The 19,149-nt window shown below is 72.6% G+C and carries 19 protein-coding genes; 11 read left to right on the forward strand and 8 right to left on the reverse strand.

Annotation, left to right across the window (positions count from 1 at the left end):
* A partial coding sequence (locus tag VF825_RS16570; protein WP_331115360.1) for a sigma factor-like helix-turn-helix DNA-binding protein occupies positions 1 to 1,340 on the forward strand: 1,340 nt, incomplete at its 5' end.
* Positions 1,341 to 1,350: 10 nt separating this feature from the next.
* On the opposite strand, the gene VF825_RS16575 is transcribed toward VF825_RS16570, so the two are convergent.
* Positions 1,351 to 1,896, reverse strand: coding sequence for a MaoC family dehydratase (locus VF825_RS16575; protein WP_331115362.1), 546 nt, complete (start codon positions 1,894 to 1,896; stop codon positions 1,351 to 1,353).
* A gap of 106 nt (positions 1,897 to 2,002) precedes the next feature.
* Between VF825_RS16575 and VF825_RS16580 the strand changes: the two genes are divergently transcribed.
* Entirely contained in the window at positions 2,003 to 2,404 is a 402-nt protein-coding gene (locus VF825_RS16580) for an MmcQ/YjbR family DNA-binding protein (protein WP_331115365.1), read from the forward strand.
* Between the two features lie 12 nt (positions 2,405 to 2,416).
* Complete coding sequence (locus tag VF825_RS16585) at positions 2,417 to 2,992, forward strand: histidine phosphatase family protein (protein ID WP_331115367.1); 576 nt, start codon at positions 2,417 to 2,419, stop codon at positions 2,990 to 2,992.
* Between the two features lie 86 nt (positions 2,993 to 3,078).
* On the opposite strand, the gene VF825_RS16590 is transcribed toward VF825_RS16585, so the two are convergent.
* Positions 3,079 to 4,554, reverse strand: coding sequence for a threonine/serine ThrE exporter family protein (locus tag VF825_RS16590; RefSeq protein WP_331115369.1), 1,476 nt, complete (start codon positions 4,552 to 4,554; stop codon positions 3,079 to 3,081).
* A gap of 103 nt (positions 4,555 to 4,657) precedes the next feature.
* On the opposite strand from VF825_RS16590, the gene VF825_RS16595 reads away from it, so the two are divergent.
* Entirely contained in the window at positions 4,658 to 6,163 is a 1,506-nt protein-coding gene (locus VF825_RS16595; protein ID WP_331115371.1) for an aminopeptidase P family protein, read from the forward strand.
* A gap of 132 nt (positions 6,164 to 6,295) precedes the next feature.
* Here the strand turns inward: VF825_RS16595 and VF825_RS16600 are convergent, their stop codons facing one another.
* Positions 6,296 to 6,679, reverse strand: a complete 384-nt coding sequence (locus VF825_RS16600; protein WP_331115373.1) for a MarR family winged helix-turn-helix transcriptional regulator — start codon at positions 6,677 to 6,679, stop codon at positions 6,296 to 6,298.
* A 50-nt stretch (positions 6,680 to 6,729) separates the two neighbouring features.
* Here VF825_RS16600 and VF825_RS16605 point away from each other — a divergent pair, with 50 nt between their 5' ends.
* The gene (locus VF825_RS16605; RefSeq protein WP_331115375.1) at positions 6,730 to 8,583 is read left to right on the forward strand and encodes a chloride channel protein; all 1,854 of its coding nucleotides are present in this window, start codon (positions 6,730 to 6,732) and stop codon (positions 8,581 to 8,583) included.
* Here the strand turns inward: VF825_RS16605 and VF825_RS16610 are convergent.
* A complete protein-coding gene (locus VF825_RS16610) occupies positions 8,571 to 9,089 on the reverse strand; it encodes a general stress protein (RefSeq protein WP_331115377.1) in 519 nt (172 codons plus the stop codon). The genes VF825_RS16605 and VF825_RS16610 overlap by 13 nt on opposite strands.
* A gap of 76 nt (positions 9,090 to 9,165) precedes the next feature.
* Complete coding sequence (locus tag VF825_RS16615) at positions 9,166 to 10,380, reverse strand: acyl-CoA dehydrogenase family protein (RefSeq protein WP_331115379.1); 1,215 nt, start codon at positions 10,378 to 10,380, stop codon at positions 9,166 to 9,168.
* A 296-nt stretch (positions 10,381 to 10,676) separates the two neighbouring features.
* Here VF825_RS16615 and VF825_RS16620 point away from each other — a divergent pair, with 296 nt between their 5' ends.
* Together VF825_RS16620 and VF825_RS16625 are read left to right on the forward strand one after the other, a co-directional pair.
* Positions 10,677 to 11,540, forward strand: a complete 864-nt coding sequence (locus VF825_RS16620) for a serine protein kinase RIO (RefSeq protein WP_331115381.1) — start codon at positions 10,677 to 10,679, stop codon at positions 11,538 to 11,540.
* A gap of 35 nt (positions 11,541 to 11,575) precedes the next feature.
* Positions 11,576 to 12,373: an alpha/beta hydrolase-fold protein gene (locus VF825_RS16625; protein ID WP_331115383.1), complete on the forward strand. Its 798-nt coding sequence runs from the start codon at positions 11,576 to 11,578 to the stop codon at positions 12,371 to 12,373.
* A gap of 75 nt (positions 12,374 to 12,448) precedes the next feature.
* Here VF825_RS16625 and VF825_RS16630 read toward each other — a convergent pair whose 3' ends face one another.
* The 3 genes from VF825_RS16630 to VF825_RS16640 form a co-directional block, all read right to left on the reverse strand.
* Positions 12,449 to 13,111 (reverse strand): L,D-transpeptidase family protein, encoded by a 663-nt coding sequence (locus tag VF825_RS16630; RefSeq protein ID WP_331115385.1) that lies wholly within the window; start codon positions 13,109 to 13,111, stop codon positions 12,449 to 12,451.
* A 300-nt stretch (positions 13,112 to 13,411) separates the two neighbouring features.
* A complete protein-coding gene (locus tag VF825_RS16635; protein ID WP_331115387.1) occupies positions 13,412 to 14,281 on the reverse strand; it encodes a CoA ester lyase in 870 nt (289 codons plus the stop codon).
* Positions 14,278 to 15,363 carry a CoA ester lyase gene (locus tag VF825_RS16640; protein ID WP_331115389.1) on the reverse strand — a complete coding sequence of 362 codons (1,086 nt, stop codon included), beginning with the start codon at positions 15,361 to 15,363 and terminating at the stop codon, positions 14,278 to 14,280. The genes VF825_RS16635 and VF825_RS16640 overlap by 4 nt, the downstream gene beginning before the upstream one ends.
* 52 nt (positions 15,364 to 15,415) lie before the next feature.
* On the opposite strand from VF825_RS16640, the gene VF825_RS16645 reads away from it, so the two are divergent.
* The 4 genes from VF825_RS16645 to VF825_RS16660 all read left to right on the forward strand — a co-directional run bounded on the left by VF825_RS16645 (position 15,416) and on the right by VF825_RS16660 (position 19,089).
* The gene (locus VF825_RS16645; RefSeq protein WP_331115392.1) at positions 15,416 to 16,012 is read left to right on the forward strand and encodes a hypothetical protein; all 597 of its coding nucleotides are present in this window, start codon (positions 15,416 to 15,418) and stop codon (positions 16,010 to 16,012) included.
* Positions 16,013 to 16,112: 100 nt separating this feature from the next.
* The gene (locus VF825_RS16650; RefSeq protein ID WP_414695889.1) at positions 16,113 to 17,384 is read left to right on the forward strand and encodes a magnesium transporter MgtE N-terminal domain-containing protein; all 1,272 of its coding nucleotides are present in this window, start codon (positions 16,113 to 16,115) and stop codon (positions 17,382 to 17,384) included.
* Complete coding sequence (locus VF825_RS16655; RefSeq protein WP_331115394.1) at positions 17,374 to 17,946, forward strand: DUF1003 domain-containing protein; 573 nt, start codon at positions 17,374 to 17,376, stop codon at positions 17,944 to 17,946. Before VF825_RS16650 ends, VF825_RS16655 begins: the two co-directional genes overlap by 11 nt.
* A gap of 9 nt (positions 17,947 to 17,955) precedes the next feature.
* The gene (locus tag VF825_RS16660) at positions 17,956 to 19,089 is read left to right on the forward strand and encodes an Mrp/NBP35 family ATP-binding protein (protein ID WP_331115397.1); all 1,134 of its coding nucleotides are present in this window, start codon (positions 17,956 to 17,958) and stop codon (positions 19,087 to 19,089) included.
* The last annotated feature ends 60 nt before the right edge of the window (positions 19,090 to 19,149 follow it).

Below are 19,149 nucleotides of genomic sequence, written 5' to 3' on the forward strand. Positions count from 1 at the left end.
ACTCCCGCCACGTCGCCCCCGCACGGCCCACCGATCCCGCGGTGGACGGGCCCGGCGGCAGCGTCGAGCGGGTTGACGAGCTGGTGCGGTTGCTGCAGCTGCTGCCCTCACGGCAGCGCCAGGTGGTGGTGCTGCTCCACGGCAGCGGCCTTACCGAGCAGGCCGCCGCCGACCTGCTCGACCTCTCGGTGGGAGCGGTGGGCCATGCCGCCTCGCGTGGCGTGGCCACGCTGCAGGCGAAGCTGGCGGTCACGTCCCCGACCGGCGGGAGGGCCGTGGTGGCCGGCCACGTTGTGGAGGAGCTCGAGGCGGCCCTGGCCGAGGCACCGGCCCCGCCGATGACGGTCGACCCGGACGACGTCCTGCACCGGAGCCGTCGGGCGACCCGGGTCCGGCGTGTCTCCCTGTCCGGCCTCGTCGCCGTCATGGCGCTTCTCGCCGTGGTGGTGGCTCTGCTGGGGCCGCGGGGGCGCAGCCATGGTGGGCTGGACCTGCAGCGAACACTGCGACGTCCCGTCTCGGCCGTCCTGGTGCTGGGCGGCGACCGGTTCGCCGCGACGATCAGCTCCGTGGGGCAGGACACCCAGCTCGACTTCTACCGCGTCGACGCCGACGGGCACCGCGAGCGGGTGTGGGGGCGCAGCACCGAGGGGCTGGGCACAGGGGCAAGCTTCGGCAACGCGGGGACCAGCGGCGCCATCCTCGGCGTCGTGCCCGCGGACGCCGTCTCGGTGAGCGCCGACTTCCTCGGCCGGGCGCTGTCGGCCGGCTACGTCACCACCGCCCCGCTGCCGGGCACCGGCTACCGGGCGGTCGGCGTCCTGCCGCAGGACGCCTCCCTGGCCTCGCGGTTCCTGGGCGTCGGGTGGGTCGACCACCGGGGCGTCCGATCCACCTCGGTGCCCACGAGCGACACGGTGGCCACGTTCACCCTGTCGGGCAGCGGCAACCAGGTCAGCGTCTGGACCGACCCGCAGGAGGGGAGCTGGGGCGTCTACCTCGGCGACGCGACCGAGACCGCCGGACTGCCGTTGGGCATCGGCCGCAGGGAGGTCGTCTGGCCCAGCCAGCCCCAGTCGGTCCGCAACGACCCCAGCCACCCGGACTACGGCTTCGCCTACGGCCTGCTGCCCGAGGGTGCCCGGGACATCTGGTTCACCCTGGCCGACGGGGCCCACGCCAGCAGCACGGTGCAGGCCGTCAGCCTCGCCGGGGTCCACCTGACGGCCTTCGTCCTGGAGCTGGACCACCCGAGCGGGAACGCCGGCGTGGGGCACCAGCTGCGGGCCCTGTCGTGGACCAACCCCGACGGCAGCCGGGGCCGCCACGTCTTCCCCTGACCGGCTGGGGTCAGCCCTTGGGAGCGGGCTCCACCAGCTCGGGGCGGCCGGGCTGCTCGCCGCCACGCGCCTCGAGGTAGTTCTCCTTGGGCACCATGACCTTGCGGCGGAAGACGCACACCAGCGTGCCGTCCTGCTTGTAGCCCTTGGTCTCCACGTGCACGACGCCGCGGTCGTCCTTGGAGCTGGACTCCCACTTGTCGAGGACCGTGGTCTCGCCGTAGATGGTGTCCCCATGGAAGGTCGGCGCGACGTGGCGCAGCGACTCGATCTCGAGGTTGGCGATCGCCTTGCCGCTGACGTCCGGCACGGACATGCCCAGCAGCAGCGAGTAGATGTAGTTGCCGACGACCACGTTCTGCCCGAACTGCGTCGTCTTCTCGGCGTAGTTGGTGTCGAGGTGCAGCGGGTGGTGGTTCATCGTCAGCAGGCAGAAGAGGTGGTCGTCGTACTCGGTGACCGTCTTCCCGGGCCAGTGCTTGTAGACCGCGCCGACCTCGAACTCCTCGTAGCTGCGCCCGAACTGCATGCCCTGCTCCTCCTGCTGACGGTCCACGGATCGCCCGCCATGCTGCCGGACCGCCCCGCCGGCGGGACAGGGCCGGGCGGCGTGCGCTTGCTCACGTGTTGCGTACCCGCGACCCCGGCGGTGTCATGACCGGGTGAGCCCGCACCCGCGATACGAGCCCGGTGACGCCGCCCTGCTCGTCCGGGTGCACGAGCTGCTTGCGCACCTGCCCGAGGTCGAGGAGCACTTCGGGGTCGGGCACCCGCAGTTCCAGGTGCGGGCGAAGTCGCTGGCCATGTTCATGCCCGAGCACCACGGGGTGGCCTGGGACGCGGTGTGGGTCAAGGCCACCACCGAGGTCCAGCAGGACCTCATCGCCCGCGACGGACAGCGGTGGTTCAAGCCGCCGTATGTCGGTCCGCGGGGCTGGGTGGGCGCCCGCCTCACCTCCTTCGACGGGGACGGGGACCCGGCATGGGACGACCTCGGTGAGCTGCTCGAGTCGGCGTGGAGGGCCGTTGCACCCCGGCGCGTCGTCGCCGCTCACGACGGCTGAGCGGCGCGCACGATGACCACCACCGTGGTGTTCGAGACGCATGCGACCACCGAGGACAACGAGTCGGGGCGCTCCACCGGCTGGCTGCCCGGCCGGTTGTCGGCGGCGGGGCGGCAGCAGGCGGTCCTGCTCGGCGAGCGCCGCCGCGACGACGGCCTGGCGGCGGTGTTCACCTCCGACCTGGCCCGGGCGGTGCAGACGGTGTCGACCGCCTTCGCCGAGGTCGACGACCTGCCCGTGCTGCACGACTGGCGGCTGCGTGAGTGTGACTACGGCACCTGGAACGGAGCCCCCTCGACGCTGGTGCAGGGCACTCGGGTGGCCCACCTCGACGTGCCCTATCCAGGAGGGGAGAGCTGGCGGCAGGCGGTGGGCCGGGTCATCGGGGCCCTGCGGGACATCGCGACAGGGTGGGCTGGTCAACGCGTCCTGGTGGTCGGCCATGTCGCCACCCGGTGGGCCCTCGACCATGGCGCCGCGGGGACCGCGTTGGAGACGCTGACCCGCGAGGACTTCGCCTGGCGGCCGGGGTGGGACTACGACGTCACCCACCTCGCCCGGCCCGCCGCCCACGACGGCTCCGGGTGAAGGGTTGACCACACCGGAGCGTGGACAACCCTTCACCCGGAGCCGGAGCCGGAGCCGGAGTGGAGCGCCGGAGGCCGGGGCCGCGGCTACTCGCGCGCAGCCTCACCGGTGGACCGGCGCAGCGCCCGCCGCTGGCCCCGGTCGAGCTCGGTGCGCAGCGGTCGGGCGACGAACGTGCCGAAGGAGACGCCGGCCGCCAGGGCCATGCCGATTCCCGCGGCCATGAACAGTGAGGACGCCCCGTCGAGAGGGCCCACGCCGGAGCTGCGGCCGAGGATCTCGAACAGGCCGCGGTAGACCGCCAGGCCGGGCAGCAGCGGGGCGATGCCCGCGGTCGTCACCGCCAGGGAGGGCACCCGCAGCCGGGAGGAGACGACCTGCGCGACGACGCCGACGACGGCGGCGGCGATCCCCGAGGCGACCGGCGTGCCGAAGCTGAGGCCGCTCGCGCCGAGGAACGCCAGCCAGCCCAGGCCGCCGGTGCCCATCGCGACGAAGGCGGCCCGGCCCCCTGCGTAGGCGGAGATGGCGAACGCCCCGGCCACGAGCATGGCCGCGACGACCTGGACGACCTCGTTGGGCGCCAGGTGCGCCTGGGCGCTGATGTCCAGGGGCACCCCGATCCGTCGCCCCACGGCCAGCACGGCACCGACGCCGACGACGACGCCGAACGTCAGCATGAGAACCTCGAAGCCGCGCGCCCCGGCAGTCACGTAGTAGCCGTCGATGGCGTCCTGGGCGGCACCGACCACGGACAGGCCGGCCAGCAGCACCACGATGCCGGTGGCGACCACCAGCGACGGGGGAAGTGCCTTGGCCAGCGCCGGACTGCGTGACCCGCCGGCGATGAGCAGCACCGCCACCATGGTCGGGATCGCGGCACCGACGGCCTGGGTGAAGAAGGCGGCCAGGCCCCGGTGGGCCAGCCGCCGCTGCACCCGGTCCACCAGGGCGGTCGTGCCGGCGCTGAGCAGCACCGCGAGCGGCCCGCCGCCGAGGAACAGGCCGACTGCGCCACCCATGACCGCCAGGGAGAAGGTGACCAGCCAGCGCCGGTAGGGGTGCGGGGCGCCGGAGATGTCGTCGAGCCGGGCCCGCGCCGAGGCCACGTCGAGGTCGCCGTTGACGACCTCGCGGACGAGGGTCTGCAGGTTCTCCAGTCGGCTGAAGTCGGCCGAGCGGACCTTGACGATGCGCAGCACCGTCATCGGGTCGGCGCCCTCGCCGCGGTGGTAGCTGATCGAGATCGAGGTGTAGGTGACGTCGACGTGGCAGGAGGCGCCGAGCTGGAACCGGTCGGTCAGGCGCAGCGCGGTCGCCACGACGTCGGAGGCCGAGGCCCCGGTCGAGAGCAGCGCCTCACCGACCCGCAGGGCCAGGTCGATGACCGCCCGCGCGTGCGCCTGGTCGATGCCGTCGACGATGCCGCGACCGGGCACGAACCAGGTCGGCGGGGAGTCCGAGCGCACCACCCGCGCCGCCCGCTCGCGCAGCGCGCGGCCGCGCACGGCCGAGACCGGCGTCGTGCGCGACGGAGGAGGAGGGGTGGTGCTGCTGGACACCACGCAAGGGTGGCCAATGCCGCGGAGGCGACGCAAACCGGAGCCGCCACCACGCCCGCAAAGGTGTCGGACACCACCTCCGGCCCCGTGGCACGATGGCCCCGTGAGCGAAGAACAGCACAAGGCCGAGCACCGCAGCCGCCCCGACAGCCCCGCCTTCCGCGCCTTCGTCGCGGCCGACTGGGCGCCGCGCCGCGCGGGCACCACCGAGCCCTCCCCCGTCACCCCGTATGCCGCGCAGCGCCGTGCCGCGGTCTCCGCCGCCTTCCCGGGTGAGCGCCTGGTCATCCCCGCCGGTGGGCTGAAGGTCCGCAGCAACGACTGCGACTACGTCTTCCGCCCGCACAGTGCCTTCGCGCACCTGACCGGCCTGGGCGCCGACCGCGAGCCGGACGCCGTCCTGGTCCTGGAGCCCATCGAGGGCGGCGGCCACGAGGCCGTGCTGTTCTTCCGACCCCTGGCCGGGCGCGACACCGAGGAGTTCTTCGGCGACTCCCGCTACGGCGAGTTCTGGGTCGGCGCGCGCCCGTCGCTGGCCGACCTCGAGGCCGAGCTGGGCCTGACCGCACGCCACATCGACGAGTTCAAGGACGCCGTCGCCAAGGACGCCGGGCACATCGGCATCCGCATCGTGCGCGACGCCGACCGTGACCTGACCGCCGACCTCGACGAGGTGCGCGCCGACGTGCGCGAGACCGACGAGGCCAGCGAGAGCGCCGCGCAGGCCGAGGCCGACGAGGAGCTGGCCCGCTTCCTGTCCGTGATGCGCATGGTCAAGGACGAGTGGGAGGTCGAGGAGATGCGCAAGGCGGTCAACGCGACCGCCGTCGGCTTCGAGGCCGTCATCGCCGACCTGCCCGAGGCGGTCGCCCGCGGACGCGGCGAGCGCTGGGTCGAGGGCGTCTTCGGCCTGCACGCCCGCCACCAGGGCAACGGCGTGGGCTACGACTCCATCTGCGCCTCCGGCGACCACGCCAACACGCTGCACTGGATCAAGAACACCGGCGACGTCAAGGACGGCGACCTGATCCTGCTCGACGCCGGCGTCGAGGTCGACTCCCTGTTCACCGCCGACATCACCCGCACCTTGCCGGTCGGCGGCGAGTTCAGCGAGGCCCAGCGCAAGGTCTACGACGCCGTGCACGCGGCCGCCGACGCCGGCATGGCCGCGGTCAAGCCGGGCAACAAGTTCTCCGACGTCCACGACGCCGCGATCCGGGTGATCGCCGAGCACCTGCACGAGTGGGGCCTGCTGCCCGAGGGCGTCGACGTCGAGGCCACCCTCGACAAGGAGACCGGCCAGTACCACCGCCGCTGGATGGTCCACGGCACCAGCCACCACCTCGGCATCGACGTCCACGACTGCGCGCTCGCCCGCCGCGAGGAGTACATGGACGCCGAGCTCAAGCCGGGCATGATCCTGACCGTGGAGCCGGGCCTGTACTTCAAGGCCGATGACCTCCTGGTCCCCGAGGAGATGCGCGGCATCGGCGTGCGCATCGAGGACGACGTGCTCGTCACCGAGGACGGCCACGAGAACCTCTCCGCCGGGATGCCCCGCAGCTCGGCCGACGTCGAGGCCTGGATCGCGCGGGTCCAGCAGCGCTGAGCCACCCGCCGACGGCCGCCCCTCACGTGAGGGGCGGCCGTCGTCGTGTGTTGTGACGGGCGGCCGTCGTCGTGTGTTGTGAGGGGCGGCCGTCGTCGTGTGCCGGGCCGCGAGCGGGCGCCGGCGGCGCGGTCAGAGCCGGTCGAGGAAGGGCGCCAGCCCGCGCAGCTCGGCCAGGTGCACCGCGGTGAGCCCGGTGATGACCTGCTGCCCGGCGTCGGTCAGCCGCAGCCGCACGACCCGGTGGTCGGCGTCGTCGCGGACCCGTTCGACCAGGCCCAGCTCGCTCGTGCGATCGGCCAGCTCGCCGGCCGTGTGGTGCTTGACCAGCAGGTAGTCGGCGACCTGGCCGATGGTGGGGCTGTCCTCGCCGCGGTGGCCGCGGATCGCGAGCAGCAGCTGGTGCTGCGCGTGGGTCAACCCGTGCTCGGCGGCGGCGGCACGGCTCCACTGGTCGAAGCGGCGCAGCTGCACCCGGAAGTCCAGCAGGCGGGCATAGTCGGCGTCGGTGGGCACATCGGCTAGCCTAATATGTCGTAACCCGATATTTCTTGCCGAGGTGACACGTGCCCGTTCCCCCGACGCCCCCTGCGACCTCCTCCCCCACCGACCGGACCGCCGTCCGCGACGTCGGGCACCTCGGGGACTTCACCGTCACCCGGCGGGTGCTGCTGCTGGTGGCCATCGCGGCGCCACTCGGAGCACTCAGCGCCGGGGTGTCCTGGTGCCTGCTCAGGCTCATCGGGCTGATCACCAACGCGGTGTTCTACCAACGGCTCGACACCCGCATCGTCGCCCCCGGCGCCCACCACCACAGCCCCGCACTGGTGCTGCTCGCCCCGGTCGTCGGCGGCCTGGTCATCGGGCTGATGGCCCGCTACGGCTCGGAGAAGATCCGCGGGCACGGCATGCCCGAGACGATCGAGGCGATCCTCATGGCCGGCAGCCGGGTCAAGCCGCGGGTCGCGATCCTCAAGCCCATCTCGGCGGCGGTGGCGATCGGCACGGGTGGGCCGTTCGGCGCCGAGGGTCCGATCATCATGACCGGCGGGGCGATCGGCTCCCTGTTCGCCCAGCTCGTGCGCTTCACGGCGGACGAGCGCAAGACCCTGCTCGTCGCCGGCGCCACGGCGGGCATGGCGGCGACGTTCAACGCCCCCCTGGCCTCCATCGTCCTCGGCGTCGAGCTGCTCCTGTTCGAGTGGCGCCCGCGCAGCCTCATCCCGGTGGCCACCGCGGTCTCGGTCGCCGCGCTCGTGCGGCAGCCGCTGCTGGGTGCCGCGCCCCTGTTCCCGGTGAGCGGGGCCCTGCACCTCACGCCCACGGCATACCTGCTCTGCGTCGTCTCCGGGCTGCTCTCCGGACTGCTCGCGGTCGCGGCGACCGCCCTCGTCTACGCCTCCGAGGACCTCTTCCACCGGCTGCCGATCCACTGGATGTGGTGGCCGGCGATCGGCGGCCTGGTCATCGGCATCGGCGGCCTGTTCGTGCCGCAGGCCCTGGGCGTGGGCTACAACGTCATCGGGGCCGAGCTCGACGGCTCGATCGGCCTCGGCCTGGTCGTCGGCATCCTCGTGGTCAAGACGCTGATCTGGTCGCTGTCGCTGGGCTCCGGCACCTCCGGCGGCGTGCTCGCGCCGATGTTCATGATCGGCGGGGCGCTCGGCGCGCTGGAGTCCCACCTCTTCCCGACCGTCGGGCCGGGCTTCTGGGCCCTGGTGGCCCTGGCCGGCGTCCTCGGCGGGGTCATGCGCTCCCCCCTCACCGGAATCGTGTTCGCCATCGAGCTCACCCACCGGCTCGAGGCGGTCACCCCGCTGGTGATCGGCGCCGGGTCGGCGTTCCTGGTCTCGGTGCTCCTGCTCAAGCGCTCGGTCCTCACCGAGAAGATCGCCCGCCGCGGCTACCACCTGTCGCGGGAGTACGACGTGGACCCCCTCGAGGTGCTGTTCGTCAGCGAGGTCATGTCCACGGACGTGCTCGAGCTCGGCTCCGACCTCACGGTGGCGGAGGCGGTGGCTGCCGTGGCCGATGCGGGCGCCGGCTGGGCGCAGCGGCTCTACCCCGTCGTCGACGGCGACTGCGCCCTTGTGGGCGTGCTCACCCGCCGCGAGCTGGGCCGACTGGCGCAGAGCCGCAGCGAGGCCCCGCTCGGGCAGGTGCTCGCGCCGCGCACGCTGGTCACGACCCACCCGGACCAGCCGCTGCGGCACGTGGCCGAGCTCATGGCCCGGCACGAGGTCAACCGCGTGCCCGTGGTCGAGCGCGACCGGCCCGACCGGGTGGTCGGGCTGGTGTCACTGACCCAGCTCCTCGCGGGCCGCCAGCGCGACCAGCAGGAGGCCCGCGAGCGTGAGCGCGTCCTGCGGGTGCGACTGGTGCGCCCGTGGGGCCAGAAGGAGCAGCCTCAGGCGGTGTAGGGCTGCTGGTGCCCCGGCATCCGGGCGAGCATCTCCCGGGCCTGCTGGGCAAGCTTGTGCTCGCACAGCACCTCGTACTTCGTGGCCACCACCTGGGTGACCGAGGTGAAGTCGCGGTGGCCGCCGGTCGCGGCGTAGCCGATGAGCGCCCAGATCAGGCCGAAGACGACGCCGAAGAGCACCGTCGAGATGACGGTGACCATCGTGGTGTTGGCCGAGAACAACGAGAACACCAGGCCGACGAACAGCCCCATCCACGCCCCCGACAGTGCCCCGCCGACGGCGACCTTCTGGCGGGTGAGCCGGCCGGTGACCCGCTCCACCTGCTTGAGCTCGGTGCCCACAATCATGCAGTTCTGCACCGGGAACTCGTGGTCGGAGAGGTAGTCCACGGCGCGCTGGGCGTCCTCGTACTTGTCGAAGGTTCCCAGGGACATGGGGTACTCGAGGTTCAACCCCGGCATCGGCATCGGCGAGCGACCCGGCATGTTCGGCTGTCCGGTCATGGCCCCATTCTCACGCAGAACGCGCCGGAGGGGACCGCACTTGGTCCCGTCCGGCGCGTCCGTGGCGCGGGGGCCCTCAGCCCTTGAGCGCGTAGTCCTCGAGCAGGCGGCGGCCGATGATCATCCGCTGGATGTCGGCGGTGCCCTCACCGATCAGCAGCATCGGAGCCTCGCGGTAGAGCCGCTCGATCTCGTACTCCTTGGAGTAGCCGTAGCCACCGTGGATCCGGAAGGAGTCCTCGACCACCTCGGCGCAGTACTCGCTGGCGAGGTACTTGGCCATGCCGGCCTCGAGGTCGTTGCGCTCGCCCTTGTCCTTGAGCCGGGCGGCCTTGACCATCATCTGGTGCGCGGCCTCGCACTTGGTGGCCATCTCCGCGAGGCGGAACATCACGGCCTGGTGCTGGGCGATCTTCTTGCCGAAGGTCTCCCGCTGCTGGGCGTAGCTGATGCCGAGCTCGAACGCCCGCATCGCCACGCCGCAGGCGCGGGCGGCGACGTTGACGCGGCCCACCTCGACGCCGTCCATCATCTGGTAGAAGCCCTTGCCGGGCACCCCGCCGAGGATCTGGTCCGTCGTGGTCGTGTAGCCGTCGAAGACCAGCTCGGTCGTGTCGACGCCCTTGTAGCCCATCTTGTCGATCTTGCCCGGCACGGTCAGGCCCGGCTCGACCTCGCCGAAGCCGGGGGTCTTCTCGACCAGGAAGGTCGTCATCTTCTTGTAGACCGAGGCGTCCTCGTCGGCCTCGGCGTCGGTCTTGGTGAGCACCGCCACGAGGTTCGCGGAGCCACCGTTGGTCAGCCACATCTTCTGGCCGTTGATGGTCCACTCGTCCGACCCGTCGCCGCTGCGCACCGCCTTCGTGCGGATGCCCGAGACGTCCGAGCCGCAGCCGGGCTCGCTCATCGAGAACGCGCCGCGCACCTCACCGGTGGCCATCCGCGGCAGGTACTTCTGCTTCTGCTCCTCGGTGCCGTGCTGCAGCAGCATCCAGGCCACGATGAAGTGGGTGTTGATGATGCCGCTGACGCTCATCCAGCCGCGGGCGATCTCCTCGACCGTCAGCGCGTAGGTCAGCAGCGACTCCCCCAGGCCGCCGTACTCCTCGGGGATCATCAGGCCGAAGATCCCCATCTCCTTCATGCCCTCGACGATCTCCGTCGGGTACTCGTCCTTGTGCTCGAGGTCGGTGGCGACGGGGATGATCTGCTCGTCGACGAACTCCCGCACCAGCTTGAGCAGCTCGCCCTGCTCCTCGGTGAGTCCGTCCGTGTGCTGCAGTCGTGCCATCGCTTCATGCCGCCTTCGCGTCGGGTGCGGGGCGCGCCGGGGGCGCGCGAAAACTACTCGCGAGTATGCCGAGTGCCTCCGCCGCGCCGACAGGCACCGACCGCGTGAGTTCCGACACCAGCCACGGGAGCGCACCGGCGGAAAACCCGTTGCCGGCGTGCCCGGGCGGGGGCCACGATCGGCAGGCAACGACACGGCATACCGGACCGTGTCCCGATCCAAGGAGGGCCGCGAGATGTCGACGACTGTCGTGAGCCGCACGTGCGCTCATCCCTTCGCTTCCTTGGAGTACCGCGTTGTCCGACAACACGCCCGGAGAGCTGACCGCTCTCCCGTCTGACCTCTTCCCCGGCACCGGCTTCGGCGTCGACACCACCTCTGACGACCCTCCCGAGGGTGACCGCTGGTCCACCTGGGACGTGGCCCTCCACGGGCCCCACCCGCGCCCGGACTGGGTGATCACCGCCCTCGCCGCGGTCGACGCCGACCTCGGCGTGCTCAAGACCGGCAAGGAGGCCGACGTCCACGTCGTGCGCCGCTGGGTGCCCGGCACCGACGAGGCCATCACCCTCGCGGCCAAGCGCTACCGCAGCCACGACCGCCGCATGTTCCACCGCGACGCGGGCTACCTCGAGGGGCGCCGGGTCCGGCGCAGCCGCGAGATGCGCGCCATGGCGCGGCGGACCAGCTTCGGCAAGGAGGTCATCAGCCAGCAGTGGGCGTCCGCCGAGTTCGGCGCGCTCGGCCGGCTGTGGACGCTCGGCCTGCCGGTGCCCTACCCCGTCCAGCTCACCGACGAGGAGCTGCTGATGGAGTTCGTCGGCCTGGGCGTCGAGGCAGCACCGCGCCTGGCGCAGGCCCGGCCCGCGCCGGACCTGCTCGCCGACCTGTTCGAGCAGTGCCGCGACGCGATGGCCACCCTGGCCGCCGAGGGCTGGGCCCACGGCGACCTCTCGCCCTACAACGTGCTGCTTCACGAGGACCGCCTGGTCATCATCGACTGGCCGCAGATCGTCGACGTCGTCGGCAACCCGCACGGCGCGGACTTCCTGCAACGGGACGTGCACAACATGTGCCGCTGGTTCACCAGCCGGGGGCTGGAGGTCGACGAGGAGGCGATGTTCGGCGACCTCATGGCCTGCGTGTACTCGCGTTGGTGAGCCCCGGAGGGCGCGCGGCGGCCTAGTCTCCCGACATGGACCGGGGGATCAGTCGCCGCACGCTGCTCGGCTCCGCCCTGTCGGCACCGCTGCTGGCAGCGTGCTCGGGCTCGTTCGAGGACGCTCCCACGGACTCCCCCGGCGTCCGCATCGCCGACGGCGAGCTGACGAGCCGGCACTGCCCGGGGCAGCGGGTGTCCTGGGTGGTCGCCCGGCCCACCGCCCGGCCGCAGGCCCCGCTGGTGGTCGCCCTCCATGGGCGGGGCGGCCACGCGACCAACGCGTTCACCGGGCTGCACCTGGACCGGCACGTCGCCGCGACCGGGCTGGCCGTGGCGGCGATCGACGGGGGTGACACCTACTGGCACGCCCGTCGCTCCGGCGTGGACACCGGGGCCATGGTCGTGGACGACTTCCTGCCGCTCCTGGCGTCGATGGGCCTGAGCACCGCCCGGGTCGGGTTGCTCGGCTGGTCGATGGGTGGCTACGGCGCCCTCTGGCTGGCCACCGGGCTGGGCCGTGCCCGGGTTGCCGGTGTCGCCGCCTCCAGCGCCGCGCTCTGGCTCTCCCCCGGTGACAGCGCGCCCGGCGCGTTCGACGACCGGGAGGACTTCGTCCGGCACGACGTGTTCCGGCTGCGGAGCCGGCTGCGCGGCATACCGGTGCGGCTGGACTGCGGGCTCGACGACCCGTTCCTGCGCGCCAACCGGGCCTTCGCCTCGGGGCTGCCCGGGACGACGACGCAGTTCGACCCCGGCGGTCACACGGACGCCTTCTGGAGCGCCCACGGCGGCCCCCAGATGACGTGGCTGGCCAGGCAGCTGACGGCCTGACCCTGGTCGACCCCTCGTCGTGCCCGCGCTCTGGGGCTGCGGACACGACGACGGGGTCGCGCTCAGGGGGCCTCGTCAGCGGACGAGGACGGTGGTGCCGATCGGCAGGGTCCCGGTGCTCCAGAACAGGTCCATCGCCGGGAGGCTCACCCGGACGCAGCCGTGGGAGGCGGGGTATGCCGGCACCGACGGGTAGCCGTGCAGCGCGATGCCGCCGTTGAAGTACTTCGGGCGGTAGAGCTGGCCGAGGGGTGAGGCGTCCCAGCCGTTGACCTGGCGGAACACGCGGAACGTGCCCGACGGGGTCACGGCCAGGTGCCACGCGCCGTTGCTCCAGTACCACTGACCCGACCCGGTGCTCGTGTTGAAGGTCCGGCTGACCCGACCCGAGTCCACCACCAGCAGCACCTGGTGCGCCTTGTCGACCTCGATGACGTGGCCGTAGCGGGACCGCGGCACCGGCCGCACCCCCCGGTCGAGGGCCGACCAGGTCAGCGGGCCGCAGATGCCGTCACGCGCCAGGCCGGCCACCTTCTGCACGGCCACGACGGCCTGCCGGGTCAGGTCGCCGAACATGCCGTCGACGGCACCGCACCAGTAGCCCAGCCAGGACAGCCGTTGCTGCAGCGAGACGACGGCCGGGCCGCGGGCCCCTGCCGACAGCGTGGGATGCGTTGCGGCACGCGCAGCTGTGGCACCCGGGACCAGCCCCAGCAGACCCGCCGTCGTGATGCCCACCGCCCCCCGGACCAACGATCGCCGACCGACGTCCACGTGCCCCTCCACCCGAGACCGGCGGTCGCTCCCGCGCCCTCCGCCGGGACCCTTCGGGCCTCCAGCGGCTCGCCGGGGTCCGTGGCCTCAGTCTCGGCCGGAGCCCCCGGTGCCACCTCCGCCATATGGCGGACGGAAGCGGCGTAGGGAGTGCGCATGGTGAGGGCCGGTGCCCCCCGACACCGGCCCTTCAGCACTCCAGACGCACCGACCGGGAGGAAGGTTGCGCCGTTCCCGGACTTTCTTCAGGCACGTCCCCGGACCTCAGAGGCCCGCGATCGCCTCGTGGGTGCTGAGCACCCTCTGCGCGGTCTCGACGTGCAGGTTCTCGATCATCCGTCCGTTGTAGGTGACCACGCCCGCGCCGGCGCCCTGCTCCCACGCGGCGAGGATCCCGCGGGCCTCCTCGACCTGAGCCTCGCTCGGGGCGAACGTCGCGTTGCACGTCTCGACCTGGCCGGGGTGGATCAGCGTCTTGCCGTCGAAGCCCAGCTGCCGGCCCTGGAGGCACTCCGCGGCGAACCCGTCGGCGTCCTTGACGTCGTTGAACACCCCGTCGAGGATCACCGTCCCGGTCGCCCGCGCGGCCAGCAGGCACAGGCCCAGGCCGGTCAGCAGCGGGGCGCGGCCGGGCACGTGCTCGGCGTGCAGCTCCTTGGCCAGGTCGTTGGTGCCCATGACGAGCACGGTCAGGCGCTCGGACGCCGCGGCGATCTCCTCGCAGTGCAGCATGGCGACCGGGGTCTCGACCATCGCCCAGAGCGCGGTGTGCTCGGGCGCGCCGGCGGCCTCCAGCGCCGCGACGAGCTGACGCACCTCGGCGGCCGAGCTCACCTTGGGCACCACGACGGCGTCCGGGCCGGCCGCGGCAGCGGCGGCGAGGTCGTCCTCGTGCCACTGGGTGCCGATGCCGTTGACCCGGATGGTCAGCTCGCGCCGGCCGTACTCCCCGGATCGCACTGCGGCACAGGCGTTCTCACGCGCCTGCTCCTTCGCGTCGGGTGCGACGGCGTCCTCGAGGTCGAGGATCAGCGCGTCGACCGGCAGCGTCTTGGCCTTCTCCAGCGCCCGCTCGTTGGAGCTGGGCATGTAGAGCACCGAGCGACGGGGACGGTATGCCGTGGTGGCGGTCATCGGGTCTCCTCCCCGGCCGCGGGCGCGGCATACAGCTCGGCGAGCTCGGGGTCGGTGGCCGCGAGCCGCTCGGCGAGCTCGACGATGACCAGGCACTGCTTGAGGCTGGCGTCGTCCTCCATCTTGCCGTCGAGCATGACCGCACCGGTGCCGTCGCCCATGGCCTCGACGACCCGTCGCGCATGCGCGACGTCCTCCGCGGACGGGCTGAACACCCGCTTGGCGATGGCCACCTGCACGGGGTGCAGGGACCAGGTGCCGACGCAGCCGAGCAGGAAGGCGTTGCGGAACTGGTCCTCGCAGGCGACGACGTCCTTGATGTCCCCGAACGGGCCGTAGTACGGCAGGATCCCGTGCATCGCGCAGGCGTCGACCATGCGAGAGATGGTGTAGTGCCACAGGTCCTGCTGGTAGGTCGCGCGGTCGGCGTGGACCGCGTCCTCGACCCCGTCCGGCGGGTCCTGGCGGACGAGGTAGCCGGGGTGGCCGCCGCCGACGCGGGTCGTCTTCATCCGCCGGTCCGCGGCCAGGTCGGCCGGGCCCAGGGACATGCCCTGCATGCGGGGGCTGGCGCCGGCGATGGCCTCGACGTTGGCGACACCGCGGGCGGTCTCGAGGATGGCGTGCACGAGGATCGGGCGGGTCAGCCCGGCCCGGGCCTCGAGCTGGGCCAGCAGCCGGTCGACGTAGTGGATGTCCTCGGGCCCCTGCACCTTCGGGACCATGATGACGTCGAGCTTGTCGCCGATCTCGGTGACCAGGGTGATGAGGTCGTCGAGCACCCACGGGCTGTCCAGGGCGTTGACCCGGGTCCACAGCTGCGTGTGCTCGCCGAAGTCGGTCGCCTTCGCGATGGCGACCAGGCCCTCGCGGGCGGCCACCTTGCGGTCGGCCTTGACCGCGTCCTCCAGGTTGCCGAGGAGGACGTCGACGGTCCCGACCATGTCGGGGACCTTGGCGGCCATCTTCTCGTTGCTCGGGTCGAAGAAGTGGATGACGCGGGACGGTCGGGCCGGCACCTCACGGATCGGGGTGGGGGCGCCCACCGCCAGCGGGGCGAAGAAGTCCTTGGGGCTGCGCACGCGGCGAAACTAGCAGCGCGACTCCGCCGGCGGTTATGACACAGTTCACGGTGTGACCGAGACCCCCGGCACCCCGGCCGACCAGACGCCCGAGAGCGAGCCGCCAACGGCCCCCCTGCCCACCGTCGAGGCGCCCAAGCCTGCACCCGGGTCCACCCTGGCCCTGGTCGCCGAGGCCGCCGCGAAGTCGGGCCTGCTGTGGGTCGACGTGCCGGGCGACCGGGCCTGGCCGGTGTGGCACGAGTGGCTGGACGGGACCGCCTGGGTGGTCAGCGGACCCGGCGAGCAGCCGATGCCGTGGCTGCCCGAGGAAGTGCCGATCATCTTGCGCAGCAAGGACTCCGGCGGACGGCTGGTCCGCGTCCTGGCCCGCGTCGAGCGGATCACCCCGGCCGACGAGCGGTGGGAGACCGCCACCGCAGCCCTGAAGGCCGCGCGGCTCAACAGCGTCGGCGACGACGTCGTGCAGCGCTGGGCCGAGCAGTGCACCGTCACCGGGCTGACTCCCTTCGGCGAGGCGCTGGAGGGGCCGGGGTCGTACGACGACGCGTCCGGCGCGGCACCGCCCGCGCCCACCCCCGCCACGACCCGGACGTGGCGCCCCTGGCACCTCGGCGGCCGGCCCAAGCGGCGGCGCGGCACCCGCTGACCGGTCGCGCGGGAGGCAGGCACACGGCATACCGGCGGTGTCGGCACGGACCTCGGTCGCGGCGTGAACTGCGCGGGCTAGCCTTGGCCCCGTGAACCCCATGACGCGCGTGTTCGTGGCACGCCTGGCCGGCCTGAGTGTGTTCGACCCGCTCGGCGACCAGGTGGGCCGGGTGCGCGACGTCGTGGTGACGTTCAGCGCCACCCGTCGTGCCCCGCGCGTCATCGGCCTCGTGGTCGAGGTGCCCGGGCGGCGGCGCGTGTTCGTGCCGATGACGCGGGTCACCAGCATCGACGCCGGGCAGGTCATCACCACCGGACTGGTCAACATGCGCCGGTTCGAGCAGCGTGCCAACGAGACGCTGGTCCTCGCCGAGCTGCTCGAGCGCGCGGTGCGGGTGACCACCCCGGAGGGGCCGTTCGAGGCGATCGTCGAGGACATCGCCATCGAGCAGGAGCGCAACCGCGACTGGGTCATCGTCAAGGTGTTCTGCCGCAAGCCGATCGGCGGCTCGCGCAGCCTGTCCCGGCTGGGGCGGCGTCGCGGCGAGACCGTCCTCGTCGACGTCTCCGACGTCACGGGCCTGCGCCGTTCGGGCAGCGCGCAGAGCGCGGCCAAGCTGCTGGAGACCTACGACGACCTCAAGGCCGCCGACCTCGCCGAGGTCATCCACGACCTGACGCCCAAGCGCCGCGCCGAGGTGGCCGCCGCGCTCGACGACGAGAAGCTCGCCGACGTGATGGAGGAGCTGCCCGAGGACGACCAGGTCGAGATCCTCACGACCCTGGGCTCCGACCGCGCCGCCGACGTCCTCGAGGCGATGCAGCCCGACGACGCCGCCGACCTGCTCTCCGAGCTGCCGCCCGACACCGCCGAGCAGCTGCTGCAGATGATGGAGCCCGACGAGGCGGCACCGCTGCGCCGGCTGCTGGCCTACGACGAGAACACCGCCGGTGGCCTGATGACCACCGAGCCGGTCATCCTCGGCCCGGAGGCCACCATCGCCGAGGCGCTGGCCGTGGTCCGCCGGGCCGAGCTGTCCCCCGCGCTGGCCGCGACGGTGTTCGTGTGCCGCTCGCCACTGGAGACCCCGACCGGCAAGTACCTCGGCGTGGTCCACATCCAGCGGCTGCTGCGCGAGCCCCCGCACGCGGCGATCGGCTCGATCCTCGACCGCGACCTCGAGCCGCTGACACCCAACGCCCCGCTGGGGCAGGTGACCCGGATGCTGGCCACCTACAACCTCGTCGGGGTGCCCGTGGTCGACGAGGACGGCCGGCTGCTCGGCGCGGTCACGGTCGACGACGTGCTCGACCACATCCTTCCCGATGACTGGCGCGAGGACCGTCACGAGGTGACCCATGGCCACTGACCGTTTCGACCGCAACGCACCCCGGCTGGACCAGCCGCGCGAGGTGCGCCGCACGCTCCTGCCCCGCCCGACGTTCAACCCCGAGACGTTCGGCCGGGCCAGCGAGGCCTTCGCCCGCTTCATGGGCACCGCGCGGTTCCTCGTCTACATGACCGCCTTCGTGGCGGTCTGGATCCTCTGGAACGCCGCCGGACCCAAGGACCTGCGGTTCGACCCCTACGCCTTCATCTTCCTGACCCTGATGCTCAGCCTGCAGGCGTCCTACGCCGCGCCGCTGATCCTGCTCGCGCAGAACCGGCAGGCCGACCGCGACCGGGTGGCCCTGGAGCAGGACCGGGCCCGCGACGAGCGCAACCTGGCCGACACCGAGTACCTCACCCGCGAGGTGGCGGCGCTGCGGATCGCGCTGCGGGACATGGCCACCCGGGACTTCCTGCGCTCCGAGCTGCGCAGCCTGCTCGAGGAGATGGAGGAGCGCGGCGTCAGCGTCGCATCCGGCTCCGAGCTCGGCGACGGCAGCGCTGACCAGCCCGCGGAACGCGACGGAGCGCGCCCGACCTAGCATGGGGGCATGCCCGCTCCCACGCAGGACGCCCTGCTCGCCGCGCTGTCGACGGTCAACGACCCCGAGATCCGCAAGCCGATCACCGAGCTCGGCATGGTCGAGTCGGTCGAGGTCGACGACGCCGGCCGCGTCGCCGTGACCATCCTGCTCACGGTGTCGGGCTGCCCGATGAAGGACACGCTCACCAAGGACTCGACCGCGGCGCTCTCCGCCGTCGACGGTGTCACCGGCGTGGACGTGACCCTCGGCGTGATGAGCCCGGAGCAGCGTGCCGGCCTGCGCGAGCAGCTGCGCGGCGGGGTCGCCGAGAAGGAGATCCCCTTCGCCAAGCCCAACAGCCTGACCCGGGTCTACGCCGTGGCCTCCGGCAAGGGCGGCGTCGGAAAGTCGTCGGTCACGGTCAACCTGGCGGCGTCGCTGGCCGAGCAGGGCCTGCGGGTCGGCGTGGTCGACGCCGACGTCTACGGCTTCTCCGTGCCGCGCATGCTCGGCGTGGAGCACCGCCCCACCCAGGTCGACGACATGATCCTGCCGCCGGTCAGCCACGACGTGAAGGTCATCTCGATCGGCATGTTCGTGCCCGGCAACCAGCCGGTGGTCTGGCGCGGGCCGATGCTGCACCGCGCGCTCCAGCAGTTCCTCGGCGACGTGTTCTGGGGCGACCTGGACGTGCTGCTGCTCGACCTGCCCCCGGGCACCGGCGACATCGCCATCTCGGTCGCCCAGCTCATCCCCAACGCCGAGATCCTCGTGGTCACCACGCCGCAGCAGGCCGCGGCCGAGGTGGCCGAGCGCGCCGGCTCCATCGCCCTGCAGACCCACCAGCGCATCGTCGGCGTGATCGAGAACATGTCCTGGCTCGAGCTGCCCGACGGCTCGCGCCAGGAGATCTTCGGCTCCGGAGGCGGTCAGACGGTGGCCGACTCGCTGACCCGCTCGGTCGGCGCCCAGGTGCCGCTGCTGGGCCAGATCCCGCTCGACACCACCCTGCGCGAGGGCGCCGACCAGGGCATGCCCGTGGTCCTCGGCTCCCCCACCAGCCCGGCGGCAGTGGCCCTGCGCGGTATCGCGCGCGGCCTCGCCACCCGGTCGCGCGGCCTGGCCGGCCGCTCGCTGGGCCTCACCCCCGCCGGTCGCTGACGCGACCCGACCCTCCCCCCAGGCCCGGCGCTTCCCGTCGAGCTGGACGTTGGTGCCCCT

Source organism: Oryzihumus sp., from assembly GCF_036391795.1.
Taxonomy (GTDB): Bacteria; Actinomycetota; Actinomycetes; order Actinomycetales; family Dermatophilaceae; genus Oryzihumus.